Source organism: Pusillimonas sp. ANT_WB101 (assembly GCF_008369125.1).
Taxonomy (GTDB): domain Bacteria; phylum Pseudomonadota; class Gammaproteobacteria; order Burkholderiales; family Burkholderiaceae_B; genus Allopusillimonas.
The window spans coordinates 397,209-420,486 of the sequence record NZ_VOAY01000003.1 but is presented as its reverse complement, the minus strand read 5'-3'; the positions used below and the strand labels follow the sequence as shown (position 1 = coordinate 420,486).

Genomic DNA, 23,278 nt, shown 5'->3' with positions numbered 1-23,278 from the left:
TAAATCAAATGAATATGCGTCGAGATTACTGGGGCGGCCATGCAGCCCAAAGCTTGTCGAAGGCCCAACAGACATCGTTCGCCATGGCTTGCTGTGCGGCCTGTGCATCGCCACGGGCGATCGCATCGACGATGGCGGCATGAAATTCTGATATGGGACGTTCTTCAGAATGCATGAGCTGCCGCGTTGCGCGCAAATAGGGGCCAGACTGCAGCCAGAGGCTTTCTATGGTGGCCAGCATGGAGTCCGAACGTGCTGTCTTGTAGATGAAGAAATGAAAACGCTGGTTATGCTCCAGGCCTTCCCGTATCGAGTCTGCCCGAGAAAGAGATTGCCCGATCTGGCTAGCCAGACCGCGTAAGGTATCGAGCTCGTCGGCAGTAATGTGTTCAACCGCCCATGCAGTAACCGTGCCTTCAATCAACACGCGAGCACGACGAATGTCCTCAAGGCGTTCTCTGGACATCATCGGCACCTGCATCGACCGGCTTTTCATGGGTTCGACGGCACGTTGCGCGGCCAGACGACGCAAGGCTTCACGCACAGGCATCGCACTGGTACCGAAAGCGTTGGCCAGTTCCTGAATGCCCAATACCTCTCCCGCAGCGTAGTCTCCCCGCATAAGATGATCCCGCAGACGGCGGTAGACGGCCTCGTTGATAGGGGTGTGTTCAAGGCAGGTCAGGTCAGGGTTGGAAGTCACTTTGATCTTTGATCAAACATCAAAGGTCAAAGCGTAAACAATTATTGCATTTTTAGCCGCTAGGGATTGCCCTTATTTCATTGCTGCCTTGTATGCAGCGGCGGGTACTAATTAACCTGGCCCACCTTCTCCCAGGTCCCAGTAAATGCCAGTCATTCCCACTAAGCCCTCACGCAACACGGCAGGCGGCAAATGCTCATTGGGTGCATGCTGCGAGCAACCCGGATAGGAATGTGGCACCCACACAGTGCGCAGGCCCAGCACGTCGGTGAAGATATCGTTGGGCAACGAGCCGCCAAGATTTGGCAGAATTGCGGGCTTTTTGCCGGTACTGCGCTCCAGTGAATCTGCCGTCCACTTTACCCATTTGTCATCGGGATCGATGCGGGTGGCCTGAAACATGTCCTCTCCCGTGGATTCGATGCGCACCATGGGGAATCCCTGTCTGTCCAGATGCCGCCTCAAGGCCGGCAGAATTTGGTCAGGGTCTATGCCCACCACGAATCGCAACTGGCAGCGTGCCCAGGCTCGAGGGGGTATGGCGTTGACCGGCGTGTCGGGATTGCCGGTCTTGAATGCCAGCACCTCGAATGAACACCAGCCAAAAACGCGTTCGGCGGGCGACAGGCCAGGCTCGCCCCAATCGGGCTCTATTCTTGGTCCATTTTCACCGCCGTCCACTTCGCAATCGGCCAGGGCACGACGAACAGAATCGGGCAGTTCTCGGGGTACCCACTCCGGGATGCGAATTTGACCTTTGGCGGACACAATGCTGGCGATGGCGTGGGCCAGTTGGATACCGGGGTTGGAGATCAGACCACCCCAGTTGCCGGAGTGATGGCCTCCTTCGCGGGCGGCTATGACCAGATCCAGATTGACGCTGCCGCGAGAGCCGAGAAATATGGTTGGGCGTTGCGCGCTCAAGCGCGGCCCATCTGAAGCCAGCAGCAGGTCGGCCTGAAGCATGTCGCGGTGCTCGGCGCAAATCTGACGCAAGCCTGGTGAGCCTGTTTCCTCGCCCATTTCTATCAGAAACTTGGCGTTGAAGCCCAGCTTGCCCCGAGTTTGCAGCACGATGCGTAGGGCCTCCATATTGACCGTGTGCTGCCCTTTGTTATCGGCGATGCCCCGGCCAAACCACATGCCTTCTGATTCGGTCAGTGCCCACGGGCTCAGGCCATTCTTCCATTCTGTCTCCAGCCCGCGAATGACGTCGCCATGGCCGTAGCCCAGCGCAGTCGGCAGGGCCTCTCCTTCTAACCGTTCAGCATAAAGAAAAGGTGCAAGCGCGTCGGGGTGCGTGAGTGTCTGGCAGCGAAACCCCATGGATTCAAATGCAGGTTTGATTTCCGCTTCCAGATAGTCGGCAAGCACTTGTTTGCGCTGGGGGTTCTGGCTTTCTGTTGGCATGGCGATGCGCCGTGCCAACGTCGTCCTGAATTCTCCTGCATCAAAGCAGGCACCAGCCTGGGAAAGGGCACGTTCGCGGGTCATGACGGTTGTCCTTCTTCAATCGTTTCAGGGTATAGGTGGCACGCGACCATGGCCCCGTCCCGGGTGACAGGCTGGGGTATCACGTGGTCGCAATAAGCGAGGCGCTGCGGGCAGCGCGGATGGAAGGTACAACCCGGGGGCGGATTGATAGGGTCGGGAAAAGACAGCCCGAGCCCGATGTCAGGCAGGCCTTGGCCCGTCTCGGGTGTCAGTACAGAAGCCAGCAGTGCTTGCGTGTAGGGATGGCGGGGTTCGCGGAAGAGTTCGCGGGTAAGGTTGTACTCCACGACTTGCCCCAGGTACATCACGGCAACGTGAGTGGCGATGTGCTCGACCACGGCCAGATTGTGGCTGATAAAAACATAGGTCAGATCGAACTGCTTGCGCAAGTCTAGCAATAGATTCAGGATCTGCGCCTGCACGGAGACATCCAGTGCCGAGGTCGGTTCATCACAAATGACCACGTCAGGGCGCATGACCAGAGCGCGTGCAATGGCCACGCGCTGGCGCTGTCCGCCAGATAATTGCCCCGGTGTACTGCCGGCATGGCGTGCACTCAGCCCGACGCGTTCAAGCATTTCCATGACCTGTCTGCGTTGCTGGTCACGCGTGCCTATGCCATGAACTTCCAGTGGGAGCGCGACGATCTGCGCTACCGTGCGCCGTGGGTTCAAGGATGAATAGGGGTCCTGAAATACAGGTTGTACACGCCGGGACATGGCTCGGCGGCTCATGCCGGCGATGTCTTTTCCATCCAGTTTCATGGTGCCGTGCGTGGGTGGTATGAGGCCTAGCATCATGCGCGCCAGCGTGGATTTTCCGCAGCCTGACTCACCCACGATACCCAGCACTTCTCCGCGGTTCACCGAAAGATCGACGCCGTTTACGGCATGCAGTGTCTTGCGTGGCCTGAACATGCCGCCACCTATCGAAAACTCGCGCATCAGGCCATGCGTGGAAAGAATGGGGCTCATGTCAGTGTCTCCAACTGCTCATGAATACACCGCCAGCGCTGGCCCGATGCGTTGCTGTGAATAGGAATGGTGCTGGCGCATTGAGGCTGCACATAACTGCAGCGGTCGCGAAAGGCGCAGCCATGTTGGGGGCCGACCATTGAGGGGACGGTGCCCGGGATGGTGCCGAGCCTGCCGCCAGGCTCGGTCTTGCCGGGCACCGGTATACAGCTCATGAGACCACGCGTGTAAGGGTGGTGAGGTTGTTTGAAGATATCGACCGCTTCACCTTCCTCCACGATTTCTCCTGCGTACATAATGGCGACGCGGTCCGCTATTCTGGCGACGATGCCCAGGTCGTGGGTGATTAGTATCATCGCAATGCCTAGTTCAGCCTGCAGGTCTGCCAGCAGGCGTAGTATCTGCGCCTGAATGGTCACATCCAGCGCCGTGCTGGGCTCGTCTGCGATTAACAGCTCGGGCCCGCACATTAACGCCATTGCAATCATGACACGCTGGCGCAGACCCCCTGACAATTGATGCGGATACTGGCCCAGCCGGCTTGCAGCCGAAGCAATCCCGACTTTTTCAAGCAGTTCAACCGCTCTGGCGCGCGCCTGTGTCTGAGTCGCCTTGCGATGGACGATATAGTGTTCCGTCAGCTGGTCGCCAATGGTGTAGGCGGGGTTGAGCGCCGTCATGGGCTCCTGGAAAATCATAGCCATCTTGTTGCCGCGCAGCGTATTGATTTGGCGTTGGCTGGCAGTGCTCATGTCCAGCCCCTGAAACATAAAGCGTCGCGTCGTGCGTTTTGCCTGGCGCGGCAGCAGACCCATGAGCGCCAGCGAGGTCAGTGACTTGCCGCAACCCGATTCACCGACCAGGCATAGCGTTTCACCTCGCCTGACTTCAAATGAGATATCGCGTACGGCATGCAGTATGCCGCCTGTCGTGGGGATATCCACTTCAAGTCCTTCCACGCTCAATACGGGATCGTCTTTACCCAACGTCATGCACGCTCCTCGGGTGTCAGAAAATGATGTAGACCATCCCCCGCCAGGTTGATGGCAAAAATGAGCACGGCCAATGCAGTCCCTGGAATGGCAATCAGCCAGAAGGAGAAGAACATATAAGCCTTGGCCTCGGAAATCATCAGGCCCCACGAAGGAAGAGGTGGTTGCACACCCAGGCCAAGAAAGGACAGCGCCGCTTCGAGCAGGATCGCGCTGGCCGCTTCCAGCGTGGCGATGACGATAAGATGCGGAATGACATTGGGCAACACCTCGGTCATGATGATGCGCAATGTAGAAGCCCCTGCGGCTTGAGCGGCCGCCACATATTCTTGCGTGCGCACCTGCTGCGTCGCGCCGCGCATGACGACGGCGAAGCGATCCCATTTCAACAGGCCCAACACCACAATCACGACGCCAAGAGAGCCACCCAAAATAGCCACCGTGGCCAAGGCAACCAGGATTACAGGCATGGCCAGGCGGGTCGTAACCAGAAAGGAAACCGCCATGTCTGTCTTGCCACCGAAATAGCCGGCCAGCAGGCCCATGGATGTGCCGATGAGCCCGGAAATCAATGCGACACTGGCGCCTATGGTTAGTGAGATGCGAGCCCCGAACAGCATTCTTGACAGATAGTCTCTGCCCAATTGGTCCGTACCTAGTGGATGCAGCCAGGTTCCCTTGTCATACCAGAAGGGCGGCACGTTCCGGTAGGCCAGATCTTGTGTATAGGGATCATGGGGCGCAATCCAGGGGGCGAGCAAGGCAAGCAGGATAATCAGCAGTAGCAGTCCGCCACCCACAGACAAGGCGCGGTTGGCTAGCACGCGTCGCCATAGGGGGCGGCGTCCATAAAATACCGGCGATACTTCAAGCGTGGCTGGCGAGGTAACAGGAGGTAGGCTGGCCATAAATTACGATACCCGTATTCGAGGGTCTAGCCATGCGTTGGCCAGGTCTGCAGCGAGCGTCAGCACTACGTAGATGACTGATAGCAGCAGCACAATGGATTGCATGACCGGGTAGTCCTTGAAGGTGATGCTTTGGTAGGCCAGATAGCCCAACCCGTCCAGCGCGAATATGGTTTCGATGACCACTGATCCGCCAAGCAGGTATCCCAACTGGACAGCCGCCAGGGCCACGACCGGCACAATGGCATTGCGCAAGGCGTGTTTAAAGATAATCTTTGAGGCGGGCAAACCTTTGGCCCGGGCCGTACGAATATAGTCGGCGCTCAGCACCTCAATCATGCCGGCCCTGATAAGGCGCATAAAGGCAGGTGCCACGTAGTAGCCCAAGGCAATGGCGGGCATGACGAAGTGCTTCCATGTACCACTGCCCGAAACGGGCAGAACGCGCCACGTGACGGCCAACAGCATAATGAGCAGCAGCGCAAAGAAAAAATTGGGCAGAGCCTGGCCCAATACCGCCACGGCCAGACACAGGCGGTCTATCCATGAGTTTTTATAAATAGCGGCCAATACACCCAGCGGAATCGAAATGAACAGAGAAAACGCCAGTGCAAAGATCCCGAGCTTGACGGTTGTTGCAAGCTTTTCCAGAATAAGCGGGCCGACCTCGGTCTTGAAATAGACCGAGGTGCCAAAATCTCCGCGCACAATATGCCAGAGCCAATCAGCGTACTGGACGACCACTGGCCGATCCAGTCCGTAAGTCTTGCGTATCATGTCAATGTCTGCCTGGCGCGCGCCCTCACCGGCCAGCGCAATGGCTGGGTCTCCAGATAAATGCAGCAACAGATAGGCGATGATGGAAACTGTCAGCGCCACCAGCACTGACAATCCCAAACGCTTGAGCATATATATTGGCATGTTGCCTGCCTGTTGCTATTTCCAGCCCATGTCCCAGAACCTGACAAGCTCATCAGGGTAAGGTTTGAACTTCACATCGCCGCTCGCAACGTAATACACCGGCAAGGACCATAACGGGATTGCATACGCTTTGTCGGCAATCCGGGTGAGTGCCTGTTTGTAGATGTCTTTACGCTTGCCTTCGTCGATGGTTACGGCACCCTTTTCCAACAGAGCCTGAACGTCCTTGTCTTCTGTGACGTCATCCGCGCCGCCGCCAAAATACACGGGTGTGGAAGCCGACACATCATTTACCAAATTCGAGCCCCAAGTCTGATGCGTCATCGATGCCTTACCCGCCCGTATCATGTCGCGCATGGCGGCGTACTGCAGGAAGTTGAGCTTGGCGTCGATACCTACAGCGCGCAGATAGTTAATGAGCGCTTCGGTTTGATTGCGTTCGCGATAGGCGACAATGCTGGCCTCGAATCCGTTCGGATAGCCGGCCTCGGCAAGCAGTTTTTTGGAGAGTGCGGGGTCATAATCATAGGTCGGTGCACCCTCATGGGTACAGCCTGTTTGTGATGGCGTGCAGATGGTTTCAAGCAGTTCGGCGCCTTCACCCACGATATTTTTAATAATGGCTTTGCGGTCGATAGCGTGTGCAATAGCCTTGCGTACGCGCTCGTCCTTTAATTGCGGGGTAGGCGTGTCGGGGCGAATATTCAGCTGCATGAAAACAATGCGCATCGTGTTGCCGCTCTTTACCTGAAGATTAGGCATGGTCTTTAACTGCTCGGCCTGATCTTTGGGCACGTGCATAATAAAGTCTTCGCCGCCAGAAATTACCTCTGCCATCTGGGTCTGGCGATCAGGGATAAAGCGGATAACGACTTTGCCTATCGTGGGCTGATTCTTGGGCGAGTCCTTGAAGTAATCGGCATTGCGTTCCAGCGTAATCGACTTGCCCGGAAGGTATTCAATAACCTTGTAGGGGCCAGTGCCCACGGGCTTGGCGCTCATGCCCTTGGGGCCGACTTCCTTGTAATACTTGGCAGGATGGATGGCCACTGTGGTCGAAAGAAATTCCTTGGCTGCCGGAAAGGGCTCCTTGCTGATGATGCGCACGGTGTAATCGTCGATTTTCTCGGCGCGATCTATCCAGCTTACGTTCTGCTGTGTCGTGGCCTTGTTGGCCGGGTCAGATACAAAATTGAGCGTGTACACCACAGAATCGGCGTTGAAAGGCTCGCCATTGTGAAATTTAATATCGTGGCGAAGCTTGAACTCCAGGGTGCGATCGTCGATCTGCTTCCAGCTTTCGGCCAGCTGCCCTTTGTATTCATTGGTGAGCGGGTCGCGGTACAGAAGGGTATCCCATACATTGGCTGCAATGATTACGCCAATGCGCACGTTGTTGAAATAAGGGTCCACGCTTTCGGGTGCCTGGTCATAGGCCATGCGTAGCGTGTCGTCAGCTTTGTTGGCGAGGGCAGGTACGCTGGCACCCAGCAGCCCAGCCATAACCATGCTGGTAGCCAGTGTGCGCAAGACGCCTCGCTGGCCGGCGGCCATCTTATGTAGCAATGTCTTCATTGTCTTCCTCCGTGTAGCGGTAGGCGGCCTTGTATACCATTTTGGCCTGTTGTAAATGATGTGCTCTGCGGCAAATTCAAAATCTATCTTGCCATAACAAGATGGACTTGCCTATTATGGTTATGCATAATAATTTTGTATACCATTAAACGACAGATAGACGAGAGACAAGAATCAAGCATGACAACACTAGCTCAGGCCATTTCTTTCGCGCAGGCACATGAATCAAGCTGGGATCGCGATGCCACAGGAAAATTCGGTGTACACCTGAACGATCCTCCCCCTTGGAACCGTCTTTACGGGCCCATTCATTCACGTGGGCCTGCCTCAGGTGTTATTTTGCGCGAGGGCAAGGAGCTGGTGGCTTGGGGCGAGCCAGACCGGGCAGACCTTACATATAGTGTCGCCAAAATGTATCTTGCCCTGCTGGCTGGGGTCGCCTTCGATCGCGGGCTGCTGCCTGATGTAAATGAGCTAATAGGCAAGCGCCTGCCTGGCATAGGTTTTGACGAGGGCAACAATGCCCGCATTACCTGGAAGCATCTGCTGCAGCAGACCAGTGAGTGGCAAGGCACACTCTGGGATATCCCTGATCAGGCAGATCACTACCGCGCTGTCACCTTCGGCGAGCCGCCGGCTGGCAAAAAAGGCGATGCGCGGCCGCTGCAGGCCGCAGGTAGTTATTGGGAATACAACGATGTGCGCATCAATCAGTTGGCGTTTGCGCTGCTGCATCTATTTCAGCGTTCGCTTCCCGACGTGTTCCGCGAGGCCATTATGCGACCAGTGGGCGCCAGCGAAAACTGGCAATGGGTGGGGTATGACAATGCCTGGGTCGATATAGCCGGAAAGCGTGTTCAATCGGTAACGGGCGGCACCCATTGGGGTGGCGGGATGTCAGTCAGCGCACGCGACCAGTCTTTGGTTGGGCAAATGCTGCTCGACGATGGCATGGCGGGCGGCAAACGTGTGCTTTCATCAGAATGGATCGCGCAAATGCGCCAGCCTTGCGATATTGCACCGTACTACGGTTATCTGATCTGGCTTAACCATGAACGCAAGATTTTCCCCAGCCTGCCTGCCAGCAGTTTTTTCGGTATAGGAGCGGGTAGTTCCTTTACTTGGGTCGAGCCTGAGCATCAGCTGGTGGTGATCGTGCGCTGGCTGGATTCAGCGCACGCTGATGCTTTGTTTGCGCAGATACTAGAGGCTGCCAAGCAGGCCTGAACGCACTCGTGCACGTTCGTTCAGCCAGCTTTCCGTCTGGTGAGCGGTATTCCATATATGGCCGGATGGTGGCGACCCGCAGGTGAGTTTGGGTGTCTTTTATAAAAGCGCTCTGAGCTCAGGGTTGCTGCTTTCCGCCAGAAACTGTCGCATCTTTGCCTGGAAAGCAGCAGTTGCATGCTGGTATGCACGCTTCATCCAGCTTGAGGCTTCTTCTGGTCTGCCTCGTGCTATCAATAACCGGGCGTAGTTGAACTGGCCGCGAAAATCACCCCCTATGGCTGCGCGGTGGTAGCAGTCCAGCGCACAATCCATGTCTATGTCTACCTCCCAGCCATCCTCATAAAACCCACCCAACAGATTCCATGACTTAACATGCCCCATGGCTGCCGCCTCACGCAGCAACGCCAGCGCTTGCCCGCGGTTCATTTCAGTACCGCGCCCCAGCGCCAGTGACGTGGCATAGTTGTACATACCCCAATCCAGTCCGGCCGCAGCGGCAAGCTTGAACCAATAATTGGCCAGCAACATATCAGGTTGTGTACCCCAGCCATTCTCGTAGCAACGACCCAGCATATTCATGGCCATCACATGGCCTTCGTTGGCGGCCAATTTAAACCATTGAAACGCATGTTCCGGGTTCTTGCCCACGCCCGTGCCATCCAGCAATATCTGGCCGTAATGCACCTGGGCCTCGACGATGCCGCGCTCAGCGGCGGTATGTAGCCACCGCGCCGCCTCGTCAGCAGGGCCTTTCAGTATTTCCAGAAACTGTTCAGGCGTTGTGCTGTTGAAATCTCGTATGGGAATTTCTTTCATGTCTGGGTGCGTGTTGTTGATCGAAAGAAAAAGCCGGGTGCCTGCACGATGTGCCGGCCCCGGCATGCTCACTCCTGTAAGAGGTGCGCTAACTTGAGCGTTTAATACGCAAGGTTCAAGTTAAGAATTGCACTACGCCCGGGAGCAATATTTGCATAATGAGCCGGGTAGGCTTTGTCGTAGTACGTTTTGTTGGTCAGGTTCAGTATGTTCAGCTGTGCGCTCACGTTCTTGCTGAACTTATAGGCCGCCATTGCATCGAAACGCCAGTACGAAGGTATTTCAAGTTTGTTGGCCGTGTCGCCAAACTGACTATCTACAAAATAGGCACCCGCGCCCAACGTAAGCTTTGAAATTGGCTGATATGTCGACCAAAGGCTGAAGCTATGACGCGGCGTGTTCGGGAAGTTGTTGCCGTCGTTGGCTGAAGCGTTGCCTGGGCCATTGTCTTTCAGGTTGCTGTGCAGGTACGTATAGCCCCCAAACACATGCCACTTGGGCGTGATCGCGCCCGAAAGGCCCAGCTCCAGGCCATCTACCTGCTTCTTGCCCGCCATGGCGTAGCTGTTGTCAGGCAACGTGATACGCGCGTTGGTGGTTTCGGTGCGGAAAATGGCAGCGGTAAACGTCATGTTGTCGTTGAACAAATCCCACTTGGTGCCGATTTCGAAGGTCTTGTTCTTTTCGGGCGCCATGTCGTTAGCGTTAGCCCCTGCGCCGCCGCGTCCTGGTGCCAAACTATTGCCACCGCCTTCACCCAGGTCTGAGTTGGACGGTGTGGACGAAGTGGCGTACGACACATAAATGCTGCCGTTCTCTACAGGCTTGTAGACCAGGCCAAGCTGATAATTAACAAGTGTGTCGTGACGGCGCACGGTTGTGGAACCATTGGCGGGCGTGTTAATAAATTTTGTGGAGTAATCGTCTACACGTAACCCCAGACCTGCCTGCCATTGCTTGTTGAACTCAACCGTATCAAAGGCGTAGATGGATTTGGTGATGATTTCGGTTTCAGCCCGATTACCCGTTGGGCCACCCGTGCCGGTATTGACCCATGGGTCACGCGGATTGGGGTTGTACAGGCTGGTGCAGTTATAGCTCGACGCTGCACCTGCCCCGAAATTGCAGACGTTGTCTGCACCACTGCCTGTGCCACGAGCGATATCCAGGCTGTCTTTGTGACCTTTTTCTTGCGACAGTTCAACACCCACGTTAAAGCTGTGCTTGAGGGAGCCCGTAACTGCCTTGCCTACCAGTTCAGTTTGGTTGGCGACGCTCTTAACAGCACTGTCACGCGTGTTTGCACGACGCCAGACCAGGCCATTGGCGACATTGCCTTTGGAATCGTCGGGCTGCGTCCACACGTAGCGCTGGTCAGAGTGCGTGTAGCGGGTGGTGTTGCGTAACGTCAGCGTGTCGTTAAAGTCATGCTCAACGCCCAGCGTGACCATGTCGCTCGTTGTTTTACGGTAATCGCTGGTCAGGCCGTAGAAATTGTCGCGATCTACGTCGACCGGCCCCATTACATTGACGCGTGGCTTTTCAAATTTATACGGAATGCCGCCGTCAGGAGTATCGTCGGTATTCAGATGGTAGTAGCTTAAGCTGACGCGGGTAGGCGTGCCCAAGCCAAAACTGAGGGTAGGCGCAATACCCCAACGCTTGTTGTCTACAACATCGCGCCCGGCGACATCTGCCTTGTGATACATACCATTTAGCCGGAACGCCGACGTATCCGATAGCATCCAGTTGCCATCGACGGTACCGCGATAGTAGTTGTCTGTGCCAATGCCCAGGCTGGCATTTGAAAAATTATCCAGCTTGGCTGTCTTGCTAATCAGGTTAATGCTGCCGCCCGCACCGCCACGGCCACCGTATACGCCGTCTGAGCCCTTGATCACTTCTACCTGCTCAAGGTTGAACACTTCACGTGAGGTGGCGCCGATATCTCGCATGCCATCTACAAACGTGCTGCCTTGCGCGTCGAAACCACGGATGAATGGGCGATCACCCAAGGGGTTGCCACCTTCGCCTGCGCCAAAGGTTATACCGGGCGTATTGCGAAGCACATCCGTTAGCGACGATGCGGCCTGGTCCTGGATTACTTCCTGAGGAATGATCTGTACGGACTTTGGCGTGTCGAGCAAGGGCGCGGTAAATTTCTGCGAGGCAGATTGCTTCACGTCGTAGGTATTGTTCGATTCGCCACGCACCTTAATAGGCGCCAATTGGCTGGCCTGGTCTGTAGAGGGAGTCTGCGCAAACACTGAAGCGCCCAAGAGTAAAGAGGGCGTAGCCAAGGCCATGGCAAGGCTGCCGCCTACCCGTAAGTTGCTGGATGAGCTTAAAGAGTGTTGATCGGACACGAGAAAGTTCCTGAGAATGGAGATGCGAATGATTGTTATTGGTGATGAATTGTATAGTCCAGCATTTCCAAAATCACTTGAATATTAAAATAATTGTATAAAAACAACAATTATTCTCATTCGTTATACGCGTGTTGATTGTTACTTGAATGCGGCGCACAAGCGCAGCCAATGTGCGTGACGCGTTGTAATGTTGTTATTTTCGGATCGCCTGATGCCAGTTGTGGTCGCGGGCAGGGCGACATTTTTAGCCTGCCAAGCCCGTCTTTAAATATAAGGAGATATAGTCGGCAGCACTCTATTTGGCTGGCATATTGCCGCCAACGATCGATTTAAGCCCGCCGAACAATGGCGCGAAGTCGGCTTCCCGAACGGCAGGCTGCGCTGTTGGTTACGAGCGATCGGCGTCTTCCGAATGGGAAAGGCGTTGCGCCATTGCTTCCGCCATCGCGTCATGCCCGCTGGCCCGCAAACCGTCGATGGCGCCAACGTAATCGCGCGCTTCCCGGTTCTGGCTAAGCTTTGATTTGGCGAGCGTCCGGCGTATATCAATACGGAAGGCCACAATATTGGACAGCATTTCGTCAATATACTGGGCAGGGGCGTCGGTCATTTTCCAAGCCTGATCGCCGTTTACACGCCGTTCGTGTTTGCGCGTCAATAGTGCGACCGCTGTGCGTTTGGCGCGTTCATCGTGCTGAAAAGTAATGTCACCGTATATATGGACAACCTGATAATTCCATGTGGGAACGTGTCGATGATGCTCCTGCTTGCTCGGATAAAAGTTAGGAGAAACATAGGCATCGTCGCCTTGAAAAATTACCAGCACCTCCTGGCCATTAGCAACCAATCGGTGCATGTCATTGGCGAGTGCAAGGTGACCAATGAGTGCACCGTCGCTGCCGATCAAAAGCGGGAAATGATTGGCAACTAGCCCCTCTGCCGTCTGGGCCACGATACAGGCCAAGGGCGCCGCGTCGATGAGGGCAGTGATTTCGTCAGGGTTTGTTTCCTGGAAATGGGCGGGGGTGTACATGGTGTTCCTTCCATACAATCGATGTGAAGTTGATGGTGACGTTAAGTCGATGTGTCTCTTCTGGAAGAATCGTTCTATCGGTTACCGAATAGCGATATGACTAATCACGTAAGACGCATAAAGTCTACGCTTGTACGGCACTGCGGTATGCAAACCTTTCTGAGTGCAGCTTGTTTCTTCGGACAGGCGCGAATTGCGCCGCGCCTGTCTAAGATCTTGCTATTTAAAGGTGGTTAGCTGATCGCTGTCCAACAACTTGGCATCGACGTTCTTCGCGATCCAATCGAGTGATGCCTCGCCCTCAGGTGGCGTCACCAACTCTGCGGGTACGATCATCATGTTACCCAGCACTTTGAAGGGGTAGTCGCTACTGGTTTTGGTGATGCCCAGCAGTTGCGCCTCCAGTGCCTGGCCGTCTTTGCGGTGCAGGTGCAGTTCGCGGCCAAAGCCCTTAAAGTCGATGTCATGCATTGCAGCTGCCACCTGTTCGGTGCTGGGCCACTCTCCCTTGTTGTCGGCAATGGCCTTGTCATAGCCCGCCTTCAAGCCATACAGCGCCTGCACCATGTGATAGACCGAGTAGATCGGATATGCGCCCGTCTTGTCGTGGAATTTTTTCACGAACGCCTTGTGTGCAGGATCGTCTTTGGTCTCAGGATGCAGAAAGTAATGGTCGCCGCGAGCACCGATAATTACACCATCAGGCAGGCTGTTACCCAGACGTTCCAGTGAACTTTCTGCCAGAGGCAGCACGAAAAGTGAGTTTTTGAACAGATTGCGCTGTGCCGACTGGCGCACAAAGTTATCCAAATCGCCGCCCCAGGACGTCGACAGGATCACATCTGGGCGCAGTGCCTGCAGACGGCTGATCTCGGTTGAAAAGTCTGACGCGCCAAACTTGGGGTACATCTCGGCAACGATCTTTACGTCCGGCTTGAACTTCTTGAGCGCTGCAACAAAAATTTCTCGTGAGTCGCGGCCCCAGGCATAGTCCTGGTTGACGATAGCCAGCGTCTTGAAGTCTGGCTTTTGCTTGAGTAGATACAGCACCGTCGCCACCATTTCGGTGGTTGCATTGGCTTCCGTACGAACCACGTACTTTAGCTGCTTCTGTTCCAGTACTTTTTCGGTACCGCAATCCCAAAGAATATTGAGCATCTTCAGGTCTTCGGCAACCGGTGCAACGATATTGCAATGCCCGCTGGAGATGGCTGAGAGCATTACATCCGTGCCCCCTGCCGCCAAACGACGGTATTCAGACAACAGCTTTTCACTGCCGCCGCCTTCGTCGATATAGGTTGGCACGATCTTAACGCCGTCGATCCCTCCATTGGCATTCATATCGGCAATCAGTAGATCAGCAGCATCACGCGCTGGCACCCCAAACACTGAGGCGGGCCCCGACAGATACGTCGAAATACCTACCTGCAACGTTTGCGGCTTTTCCGCCGCCATCGTCGTCATACTTGCCCCAGCCAGTGCCACAGCACCTAGCAGGGAACTGATTTTAGTCATCAACATAATGTGTCTCCTCATTTGGTTTTATATGTGTACATCAATCGAAAACAAGCGCGTCGCTTAAACCGTTACCCGATGCCAAGTGATCGAATCCTTCGTTTGCTGGATCCAGCGTGGAGGTTTTGCCCATCAACATATAGATGGATAAACGAACTTGTCCTCCTCTCCTTGTAGTCATTAACGAGGGCGCATACGTGGTCAAGCCCCCTTGCTGCATGTTGACGCGGTGAACCGCCTTGAACCGATACGCTTAAATTGTTCTGCCGCCGTCCACCGGAAGCTCGACACCGGTAATGAATTCTGCTGCATCGCTAGCCAGATAGAGCGCCGCAGCTGCCACGTCTGATGGCTGACAGAATCTTCCCATGGGTATGGTTGACTGGAATTTGGCACGATTCTCGGGCGTATCAGGTAAGCCCATAAACAACTCGAACATGCCGGTTACGCCCATGACCGGGCAGATTGAATTGACGCGAATATTCTCAGGAGCCAGCTCTACGGCCATGGACTTGGACAGTACATTAACCGCACCCTTTGACGCGTTATACCAAGACAAGCCCGGGCGCGGCCGAATTCCCGCTGTCGATCCAATGTTAAGGATCACCCCTTTGCCCTGTTTGCGCATAACAGGTACCGTCGCCTGCGTCATCAGATAAATGGACTTTACATTGGTGTTGAACACGCGATCGAACATCGCTTCGTCCACGTCCAGCATAGGTTGGTTTTTGTGAGTGATGGCGGCATTGTTCACCACAATGTCTACGGAGCCGAAGTTCTCAAGCGTTGCAGCAACCAGCTTGTCAATATCAGCACGGCTGGTGACGTCAGTTTTCATGACGAGCGCGCTACTGCCAACGCTGGATGCCACACGGGATGCCGCCTGCTCGTTGATGTCTGCAATGACGACTTTTGCGCCTTCTTTTGCAAACAGACGAACAATACCCTCGCCGAAACCGCTACCGCCGCCAGTAACAATAGCGACCTTGCCTTTGAGTTGATCCATTAACTATTCCCCTTTGCGTGTCATGACGGTTGATTACTCGCCGTGAAAGTTGATGATGGTCTTGGTAGTGCATCTTCCTTCATGGTAATTGCCTGGGCATCGATGGAGCCGCGTTCTATGGTCCACGTCTGATCCGGAATATTGCCTAATAGCTTTATGTTCGATTCGGTAATCACGATGCATAATTCGGGCTGCAATACTTTCAGTCGGCTTAGCGCCTGCGTGTAGTCCATGCTGAGTTTAGGCGCCAGGCCCTGGAACGGTTCGTCAAGCAGCAGCATGCGCGTACCCACCATGAGGGCGCGTCCAAGTGCCACCATCTTGCCCTGGCCGCCTGATAAGGCCGCTCCTGAGCGTTTGAGCATTGGTTCGATCTGGGGCACTACCTTCAACACGACGGCAAGGCGCTCATCGATTTCTTTGCGTGATTGCTTTTGCGTAATGCAGGGCAGCCGCAAGTTTTCTTCGACCGTCATGGTTGGGAAAATAACGCGATCTTCAGGCGAGTAGCCAATGTTGTAGGCGGCGCGAATATGTGCTGGCCGGCGCGTAAGGTCAATATCGTTCAACATGATCACGCCAGACTTCACGCCCGTCAGCCCCATGATGCTGCGCAACAAGGTGGTCTTGCCAGCCCCGTTGCGCCCCACGATTGCAATCGTCTGCGCAGCACCAAAGCTTGCGTTAATGTTGCGCAAGATGTGATTTCCAGCCAGGTCCACATTTAAATCAGTTATCGTCAGCATGAATCAAGTCCCCAGCACTTCGCTCTTAACTTGCGGATTGTTAAGCACTTGTTCGGGCGTACCGTCGGCAACCACGGCCCCTGCGATCCATGCCGCCACGCGCGTGGCGTAGCGAGCAACGATCTCGACATCGTGTTCTACAAACCAGCTTGTAACCTTGCGCTGGTCCAACGCGTGCATTACCGTTTGCATAAGCCCGTGCTTGTCCTCGGATGCCACCCCGCTGGTGGGTTCATCCATAATTAACAGCTTGGGACGCAAGGCAAGTGCCATCGCCACATCCAGCAGCTTGCGCTTGCCTTCGGGCAGATCGCTGGATAACTCCTCGGCATCGGCGTGAAGCCCGACCAGCTCAAGTGTTTCTTCAACCTCATGCGCGTCGACTGTGCTAGCCAGAGGGCGGAACCAGCTTAAGTCCTTGTTTTGACGAGCGGCAGCAATTTGTATGCATTGACGCACCGTGTGCTCAGTGAACAGCTGCGGCAACTGAAACGAACGTCCTACGCCTAGCCGGACGATCTTGCGCGGTGCCATGCCGGTAATGTCGACGCCTTCGAGCAGCACGCGGCCTGCCTCAGGCTTCAGATAACCCGTGCAGATATTGATAAAGGTTGTTTTGCCTGCGCCGTTCTGGCCGATTACGGCCAGACGCTCGCCGGTGTGCAGTTCGAAATCAATGTGATCGGCCGCGACCACACCGCCAAATGTGAGATGCAGTCCTTCAGTACGGATTAGCGCTGCCATTGCTATGCCCCCGCCTGTGTGCGTTTGCGCCGCATGAGTTGCCCGACGAAGCCAGTAGGGAAGATGAAGATAACGACAACCAGCGTAAAGCCGAGCAGAAACTGCCACAGCCCAGGGAACCATGCAGCCGACACCAGCTTCACGGCCTCGAACCCGAATGCACCCAAGAATGCGCCGGCCGCATGCCCTGCGCCACCCAGGATAGTGATGAATACAAATTCGCCCGACCTTAGCCAGGCACCAATATCAGGCGTGACCAAGCCCTGCATCAGCGCCAGTAAACTTCCAGAAAAACCTACGACTACGGCTGACAGCAGGTAGCCTTTCCACATTACATACCAGGCCGAAAAACCCAAGTACTCGAGTCGGGTTTCGTTGGTTTTAATTCCAGAAAGAGCCTCGCCACTACCTGAGCGAAAATAGCGTTGCACCCACCAGGCCAGTACCAGCGAAAGCAGCAGTGTGAGGACGAGCAAGGCGATTTCGAAGGGGCCGCGCTCCAGAACCATACCTAGAATCTCGGGGCGGTTCAGGCGTATGCCATCTGTGCCGCCCGTCAGGTGATAGAGCTTGCCCAGTAGTGCATACAACACCATGCTGAGCGCCAGATTGAGCATGCCAAAGAAAATACCGCGGTAGCGCACGATGAACACACCGATGATGGCACTGCATACCAAACTGGCTGCTGCACCCGCCACAATCAGCACGATGGCGTCCAGTTGCGGAAAGGCGCGTGCGAGGAAGGCGACCGTATATGCCGAGATGCATGCATACATGGCATGACCAAACGACACTTGCCCGGCACGCACCATTACCGATACGCCTAAAGCGGCGATGGCGTAAGTCAGGCCGATGACAATAGGCGTGATAGTCCAGGGAAGTAGCAGGCCACAGATTAAGGCAAGCGCCGCACTGGCAAGCGAAAGTACCGGCACTAACATCAGATCGTCCTCGCTTGTGCAACAGTGAACAGGCCGTGAGGCCGAATGATGAGCACCAGCACCATGATGATGTACGGTACGGCCACCTCTAGCTCAGGTGCCATATACACGGAAATGGACCGTACGATGCCAATAAGCAAGGCGGCGATCAGTGCCCCCGTCACCTGGCCCAGGCCTGCGGTGGCCACTACGGCAAAAGACAACACAATCATGTCTGTGCCTGCGCCCGGCACCAGAGAGGTGGTGGGCGACGCCATGGCTCCGCCCAGCACGCCTAATACCGCGCCAATGACAAAGGTGATGAATCCGATTTTGCGTGCATTGATGCCCAATGCTGTAGCCACCTCGCGATTATGCGTAATCGCGACTGTCTGTTTGCCCAGATTAGTGCGCTTCAAGAAGTACTCCAGCGCGACATAGGCCACCAGCGCCGTCACGGGCACCACGACGAGTTGGTATGTTGTATAGGTGATATCGCCCAATTCGATATTGCCCAGACGACTGACCACTTCATTTGCGCTATAAGGTTGGGCTCCCCAGATCAGGCGTTGGACATCCTCGAGCATCAGGAACGCACCAAAAGTAATGAGCAACTTGAGCGTAGGGTCGTACCCCAGCGTTCGGCGTATAAGCACGACTTCCATCAAACCGCCCAGCACGATGCCAACCACAATCGCCGTCAAAAACAGACTGAGCAAGGGGATGAGGGCTGATTGCGTGGTGGGTGCAAGCAGCATCACAAGGGTTGATGCGGCATAGCCACCAAAGGCGTAGAAGGAGCCGTGTGCGACGTTCAGTATGCCCATAACGCCGAAAATCAATGTCAGCCCCATGGACACAAGAAACAGCAAGCTTGCATAGGCGATGCCATCGACGAGCGCCAATGGCAGGATATTCAAAAACATCCGCATCTCCTCCTGTAATTATTTTGCTTCTTGGCAGACGGGCATGTTTGGACTGTGTCATTACACCTCACCGCTGCAGGCAATTATGAGTCGATTGTAGAGCAAGGTCTTTTGGCTACCCTTAATTTTTTCGGAAGGCGATGTTTGGCGAATTTGTAGGGCCAGGCGGTTGGTGATTGCCATCAACGCGCCGGGCTCAAATTGCTTACCGGACGCAAGCCGAATGAGATAGGATTGATCTTCTTGTTCGTCGAAAAATCAGAGTTAATGGGCGATGTGCTGGTGCGTGCCAGCAAACGGGCTGGCGTATCCCGTCCATCAATTCGATGATGTGTGCGCCCTGTGAGTAAAAGAGGACGCTGCCCGAGGGTTCGACTTAAGCACTATTAATGGTGAAAAGGAATAGTTATATGGTTAAGGTATACGCGATTGACGGCATTACGCCGGTAGTGCATCCATCAGCCTATGTTCATCCCACTGCCGTCCTTATCGGGGATGTCGTCGTGGGGCCCGGTGTGTATATCGGCCCTCTTGCGAGCTTGCGTGGTGATTTTGGTCGAATTGTGATCTGTGAGGGTGCCAATATTCAGGACAGCTGTGTTTTGCACGGTCCTGTGGAGGGTGAGCTGGTTGTGGATGTGGACGGCCACATTGGGCACGGCGTTATTCTTCACGGTTGCTACATTGGCAAGAATGCACTGGTAGGCATGAATGCAGTCGTCATGGATGACGCGCGTATTGGCGAATCAAGCATAGTGGGGGCGATGGCCTTTGTGAAAACTGGCGCGCAGATTCCACCTCGCAGCATGGTGGTGGGCTCCCCCGCCCGTGTTACTCGCAGTCTGAGCGATGCAGAAATTTCAAATAAAAACTTTGGCACGCGGGTATATCAGCGTTTAACAAAACGATGTCTGGAGTCTATGCAGGAGACGGAGGCGCTGGAGAGTGAAGAGACAGGTCGTAGTCGTATTACGAAAGATATGATTAAGCCTGAGTAGGTAGTCGTCTGCGTTAGTTTATGTAGAAGTTTCGTCACGAGTATGCTGCGCATGCGTGGCTGTGTATCCCGCCCTTTCGCTGTATGGGCGCAGCCAGTTTGCCAGACTTAAGCAATAGAGTCGATGCCCCCATCCAATAGCGCCATGAGCCTCATGGCTGAGAAGGAGTTGTGTTATGAGCTTTGCAAAAACAGACGACGGCTTTTCTTTATATTACGAAGAGGCGGGAAGTGGCGAGGTGATCATCTTTGTTCATGAGTTCGCGGGAGATCACTTAAGCTGGGAGCCGCAACTGCGATTTTTTAGTCGGCAATTTCGTTGTCTGACCTTCTCGGCGCGGGGCTATCCCCCATCTGATGTGCCGGCAGCCTCGGAGGCCTATTCACAGCATCGTGCTGCACAAGATATAGCCTGTGTTATGGACGCTGCCGGTATTGAAAAAGCACACATTGTTGGGTTATCAATGGGTGGGTTTGCCACCTTACATTTCGGACTGCATTTTCCGATGCGGGCGATAACGTTGACAATTGCTGGAGTAGGTTATGGTGCGGAACCCGCGCATTCTGAAGAATTCAAAGCGCTTTCAGAAGAAGCAGCGCGGCAATTTGAATCAATTGGCTCTGAGTCATTGGCGCCCATTTACGGAAGTGGCGCATCACGCATTCAGCTTAAACATAAAAATGCTCGGGGCTGGGCGCAGTTTGTATCTCGACTGGCACAGCACGACCCAATCGGTGCGGCGAACACCATGAGAAGCGTTCAGGCAAAGCGTCCGTCTCTCTATGATCTGGAAAATGAGCTGAGAGCCTTATGTGTTCCGACGCTGATTATTACGGGCGATGAAGATGACCATTGCATACAGCCAAGTATATTCTTGAAGAAGACAATTCCGGCATGTGGTCTGCTTATGCTTCCGAAGACCGGCCATACGGTTAATCTAGAAGAGCCAGAAAAGTTCAACAACGCGGTGCGCGATTTTATTGCGATGGCTCAGCATAGCCTTTGGTGGAAGCGTGATGCAGATGCGGCGGAACAGATTATGCAGTTGACTGATGGTAAGGGTTAAGGGTTTTGTATGAGTAAGCGCTTATCTACAGTTCTGAGAATTGAGCTTTTTCTCACTATTGAGCCACGATAGATTATTAATGTGTTTTTTTATTATTGACAACCAAGTACCTGAAAAAAATTAAATAGGCTTGCGGTCCCTGTGCGCAATGGCGCGTTGAATCATTTTTTCCGTACTATCGCCATGCCATCGGTTTTGATGGTTATATGTTTGCATTTAATTTAAATCCTTGAGGTAAGCCATGGACAGCAAAAATGTCGAGCATGAAATTGATTTCGCGAAAGTCTCTGCTGATCTCGAAAAAGCACTCAAATTAAAAGCGATTCCTTTTGGGATGCGTCTTTATGAGTCGGTTGAAGCGATGGAGTCCGTGCCGCGAGTGAGAAGGCCAACAGCGGTACACACTATGGATCAAATAGTCGCCCAAGCGTCTCGCTTAGGTTGGACCGTGGGAATTACCGCAGATGACCTCGTTGGAGACCAATGTCGATCGGTCGTTGGATTAGGTGGGCAAGACCCAGATTGGATGTCCGGAAAGCACATGACGGGTGTCTGGTTTGCAACACAAGAGGATGCGGGTAAACATCAGCAAGCGATGCATTGCGTACCCAAGGGAAAATACAAGGCGCTAGTTGCGGCGCCGTTAAGCAAATGGGGGCAAGGCGGGCAAGCCTCTGCCGAGTTCGCGGCGCCTGATATCGCATTGTTTTATGCAACACCAGGGGCAATGATTTATTTCATCAATGGTCTCCAATGGGCTGGGTATAAACGTTTTGATTGGAGCGTCGTGGGCGAGTCCTCATGCGCGGACTCTTGGGGGCGTGCGTTGCAAACTCGGGAGCCAAGTTTGTCGATACCCTGTTATGCCGAAAGACGCTACGGTGGCGTTCTTGACGAGGAGATGCTGATGGCTTTGACCCCGCTGGATATCGTTAAGGCATTGGAGGGAATGCAGGCGCTTTCAAAAAATGGTTTGCGTTATCCGATTCCACAATATGGGATTCAACAAGATGTACGGGCCGGTTTATCGGTCAGCTACAAGAAATGAGCTTGGCACGTGTCATTATTTATCCTCACAAAAGCCGACTCACGTGACCAGAATGGCAGGGATTTTTTGCCCTGTCCGAATTAACCTGAAAAAGGGCCTACTGTTTGTTGCGCTCATTGCCGCGAGGTAAGGTGTCAGACAAGGCTCGAAACAGCTTCCGGATATACCTCCGCATTAATCATCCGCGGCGGTTTGCGTCCGAAACAAATATCAACAATCTGCTGTGCCGAAATCGTCGCGATATTACGTCTGCCCTCGTGTGTCACGCCTGCGGTGTGGTAGGTTGAAACGACATTGGGCAGTGTGAGGAGCGGGTGGTCTTGGGAAGGGGGTTCGGTGAACCAGACATCCAAGCCTGCCCCTCCCAGATGACTGCTGATTAAGGAGTGGTACAAGGCGTCTTCATCATGGATACCGCCCCTTGCTGTCGAGATGAACAGTGCCCCCTTTTTCATTTGATCAAATTGTGAAGCGCCGAACATGTTTTTCGTTTCGGTCGTGCGTGGGCAGTGAAGGCTGACGATGTCGCTGTCGTGTAGAAGCTCTGACAACGTTGATGGTATACCGCCTTTAGACCGTATGGTTGCGTCGTCGAGATGCGGGTCAAAAGCCAAAACTTTCATCCTGAACGCACTCGCCAGCTCTGCTACGCGCGCGCCGATATGACCGATCCCCACTAGCCCGAGGACCTTACCGGCCAGCTCGTGCCCCATCAGGTCTTCCCGCGAAAAACCGCTCTTATGCTTCAAGGCAAAGTCTGATTCTACGATGCGGCAACTTAATGCCAGCATCAGCGCAAAGGTATGTTCGGCGACTGACTCCGCATTGCCTCCCGCTTGATTGACCACCAGCACACCTCTTTCTGTGCATGCAGCGACATCAACGGTATCGTATCCAGCACCGGCGGTAGACACTACTCTCAGTTGCGGGCATTTTTCCAAGAGACTCGCTGTCACCTGCCATTGCGGCGGCACCTCATCCTTGGCAACAGAGATATGGTAAATGTTGGTTCGACTCAGCTTTTCCCAATTGATTTCCGGCGCACTATCCTGGTCCAGGATGGATAACTGAATCTCTGGATGTGCGCGGATTATTTCGTCAAAGCTTGGGTCGATCCAGTGTTTCAGTCGCAAAACGTTGATTGTCATCGGTAGGCCTCATGGGCAATGTGGGCTTATGTGTTGTAGTGGGCCAGTGTTGTCATTTTCGAGTCGACAAAGTGTAAGTTACGGGTTAAACAGAACAAGCGCGCCATGAGGGCGACGTGAACAGTATTGCTCAACTTGTGGCGTGC

The 23,278-nt window shown here is 54.4% G+C and carries 21 protein-coding genes; 4 read left to right on the top strand and 17 right to left on the bottom strand.

Translation table 11 applies throughout. The features are described 5' to 3' along the window. Positions 1–25 precede the first annotated feature (25 nt). The 7 genes from FQ179_RS14660 to FQ179_RS14630 all read right to left on the bottom strand — a co-directional run bounded on the left by FQ179_RS14660 (position 26) and on the right by FQ179_RS14630 (position 7,567). Positions 26–703 (bottom strand): GntR family transcriptional regulator, encoded by a 678-nt coding sequence (locus FQ179_RS14660; RefSeq protein ID WP_255475003.1) that lies wholly within the window; start codon positions 701–703, stop codon positions 26–28. A 111-nt stretch (positions 704–814) separates the two neighbouring features. Further along, complete coding sequence (locus FQ179_RS14655) at positions 815–2,197, bottom strand: M20 family metallopeptidase (RefSeq protein WP_149398046.1); 1,383 nt, start codon at positions 2,195–2,197, stop codon at positions 815–817. Continuing rightward, a complete protein-coding gene (locus FQ179_RS14650; protein WP_149398045.1) occupies positions 2,194–3,171 on the bottom strand; it encodes an ABC transporter ATP-binding protein in 978 nt (325 codons plus the stop codon). The genes FQ179_RS14655 and FQ179_RS14650 overlap by 4 nt, the downstream gene beginning before the upstream one ends. Beyond that, positions 3,168–4,163 (bottom strand): ABC transporter ATP-binding protein, encoded by a 996-nt coding sequence (locus FQ179_RS14645; RefSeq protein ID WP_188074622.1) that lies wholly within the window; start codon positions 4,161–4,163, stop codon positions 3,168–3,170. The genes FQ179_RS14650 and FQ179_RS14645 overlap by 4 nt, the downstream gene beginning before the upstream one ends. Further along, entirely contained in the window at positions 4,160–5,071 is a 912-nt protein-coding gene (locus FQ179_RS14640) for an ABC transporter permease (protein WP_149398044.1), read from the bottom strand. The genes FQ179_RS14645 and FQ179_RS14640 overlap by 4 nt, the downstream gene beginning before the upstream one ends. A 3-nt stretch (positions 5,072–5,074) precedes the next feature. Then, positions 5,075–5,992: an ABC transporter permease gene (locus tag FQ179_RS14635; protein ID WP_149398043.1), complete on the bottom strand. Its 918-nt coding sequence runs from the start codon at positions 5,990–5,992 to the stop codon at positions 5,075–5,077. A 15-nt stretch (positions 5,993–6,007) separates the two neighbouring features. Continuing rightward, positions 6,008–7,567, bottom strand: a complete 1,560-nt coding sequence (locus FQ179_RS14630) for an ABC transporter substrate-binding protein (RefSeq protein WP_255475002.1) — start codon at positions 7,565–7,567, stop codon at positions 6,008–6,010. 180 nt (positions 7,568–7,747) lie between these two features. Here FQ179_RS14630 and FQ179_RS14625 point away from each other — a divergent pair, with 180 nt between their 5' ends. Further along, the gene (locus FQ179_RS14625; protein WP_149398042.1) at positions 7,748–8,794 is read left to right on the top strand and encodes a serine hydrolase; all 1,047 of its coding nucleotides are present in this window, start codon (positions 7,748–7,750) and stop codon (positions 8,792–8,794) included. Positions 8,795–8,893: 99 nt separating this feature from the next. On the opposite strand, the gene FQ179_RS14620 is transcribed toward FQ179_RS14625, so the two are convergent. From FQ179_RS14620 to FQ179_RS14580, 9 genes are all read right to left on the bottom strand, one after another. Further along, a complete protein-coding gene (locus tag FQ179_RS14620; RefSeq protein WP_149398353.1) occupies positions 8,894–9,613 on the bottom strand; it encodes a tetratricopeptide repeat protein in 720 nt (239 codons plus the stop codon). Positions 9,614–9,714: 101 nt separating this feature from the next. After that, entirely contained in the window at positions 9,715–11,919 is a 2,205-nt protein-coding gene (locus FQ179_RS14615) for a TonB-dependent siderophore receptor (protein WP_149398352.1), read from the bottom strand. A 451-nt stretch (positions 11,920–12,370) separates the two neighbouring features. Then, positions 12,371–13,015: an FMN-binding negative transcriptional regulator gene (locus tag FQ179_RS14610; RefSeq protein WP_149398041.1), complete on the bottom strand. Its 645-nt coding sequence runs from the start codon at positions 13,013–13,015 to the stop codon at positions 12,371–12,373. A gap of 219 nt (positions 13,016–13,234) precedes the next feature. After that, positions 13,235–14,536, bottom strand: a complete 1,302-nt coding sequence (locus tag FQ179_RS14605) for an ABC transporter substrate-binding protein (protein WP_149398040.1) — start codon at positions 14,534–14,536, stop codon at positions 13,235–13,237. A gap of 247 nt (positions 14,537–14,783) precedes the next feature. Then, the gene (locus FQ179_RS14600) at positions 14,784–15,536 is read right to left on the bottom strand and encodes a glucose 1-dehydrogenase (RefSeq protein ID WP_149398039.1); all 753 of its coding nucleotides are present in this window, start codon (positions 15,534–15,536) and stop codon (positions 14,784–14,786) included. Positions 15,537–15,556: 20 nt separating this feature from the next. Beyond that, positions 15,557–16,282: an ABC transporter ATP-binding protein gene (locus FQ179_RS14595; protein ID WP_149398038.1), complete on the bottom strand. Its 726-nt coding sequence runs from the start codon at positions 16,280–16,282 to the stop codon at positions 15,557–15,559. 3 nt (positions 16,283–16,285) lie between these two features. Next, complete coding sequence (locus FQ179_RS14590; protein WP_149398037.1) at positions 16,286–17,026, bottom strand: ABC transporter ATP-binding protein; 741 nt, start codon at positions 17,024–17,026, stop codon at positions 16,286–16,288. Between the two features lie 2 nt (positions 17,027–17,028). Further along, positions 17,029–17,967, bottom strand: a complete 939-nt coding sequence (locus FQ179_RS14585) for a branched-chain amino acid ABC transporter permease (protein ID WP_149398036.1) — start codon at positions 17,965–17,967, stop codon at positions 17,029–17,031. Next, the gene (locus FQ179_RS14580) at positions 17,967–18,872 is read right to left on the bottom strand and encodes a branched-chain amino acid ABC transporter permease (protein WP_149398035.1); all 906 of its coding nucleotides are present in this window, start codon (positions 18,870–18,872) and stop codon (positions 17,967–17,969) included. Before FQ179_RS14580 ends, FQ179_RS14585 begins: the two co-directional genes overlap by 1 nt. Before the next feature lie 410 nt (positions 18,873–19,282). On the opposite strand from FQ179_RS14580, the gene FQ179_RS14575 reads away from it, so the two are divergent. From FQ179_RS14575 to FQ179_RS14565, 3 genes are all read left to right on the top strand, one after another. Further along, complete coding sequence (locus FQ179_RS14575; protein WP_149398034.1) at positions 19,283–19,870, top strand: phenylacetic acid degradation protein PaaY; 588 nt, start codon at positions 19,283–19,285, stop codon at positions 19,868–19,870. 175 nt (positions 19,871–20,045) lie between these two features. Further along, positions 20,046–20,936, top strand: coding sequence for an alpha/beta fold hydrolase (locus FQ179_RS14570; protein ID WP_149398033.1), 891 nt, complete (start codon positions 20,046–20,048; stop codon positions 20,934–20,936). Between the two features lie 241 nt (positions 20,937–21,177). Then, entirely contained in the window at positions 21,178–21,984 is an 807-nt protein-coding gene (locus FQ179_RS14565; protein ID WP_149398032.1) for a DUF169 domain-containing protein, read from the top strand. A gap of 134 nt (positions 21,985–22,118) precedes the next feature. Here FQ179_RS14565 and FQ179_RS14560 read toward each other — a convergent pair whose 3' ends face one another. Continuing rightward, positions 22,119–23,132: a hydroxyacid dehydrogenase gene (locus tag FQ179_RS14560; RefSeq protein ID WP_149398031.1), complete on the bottom strand. Its 1,014-nt coding sequence runs from the start codon at positions 23,130–23,132 to the stop codon at positions 22,119–22,121. Positions 23,133–23,278: the final 146 nt, after the last annotated feature.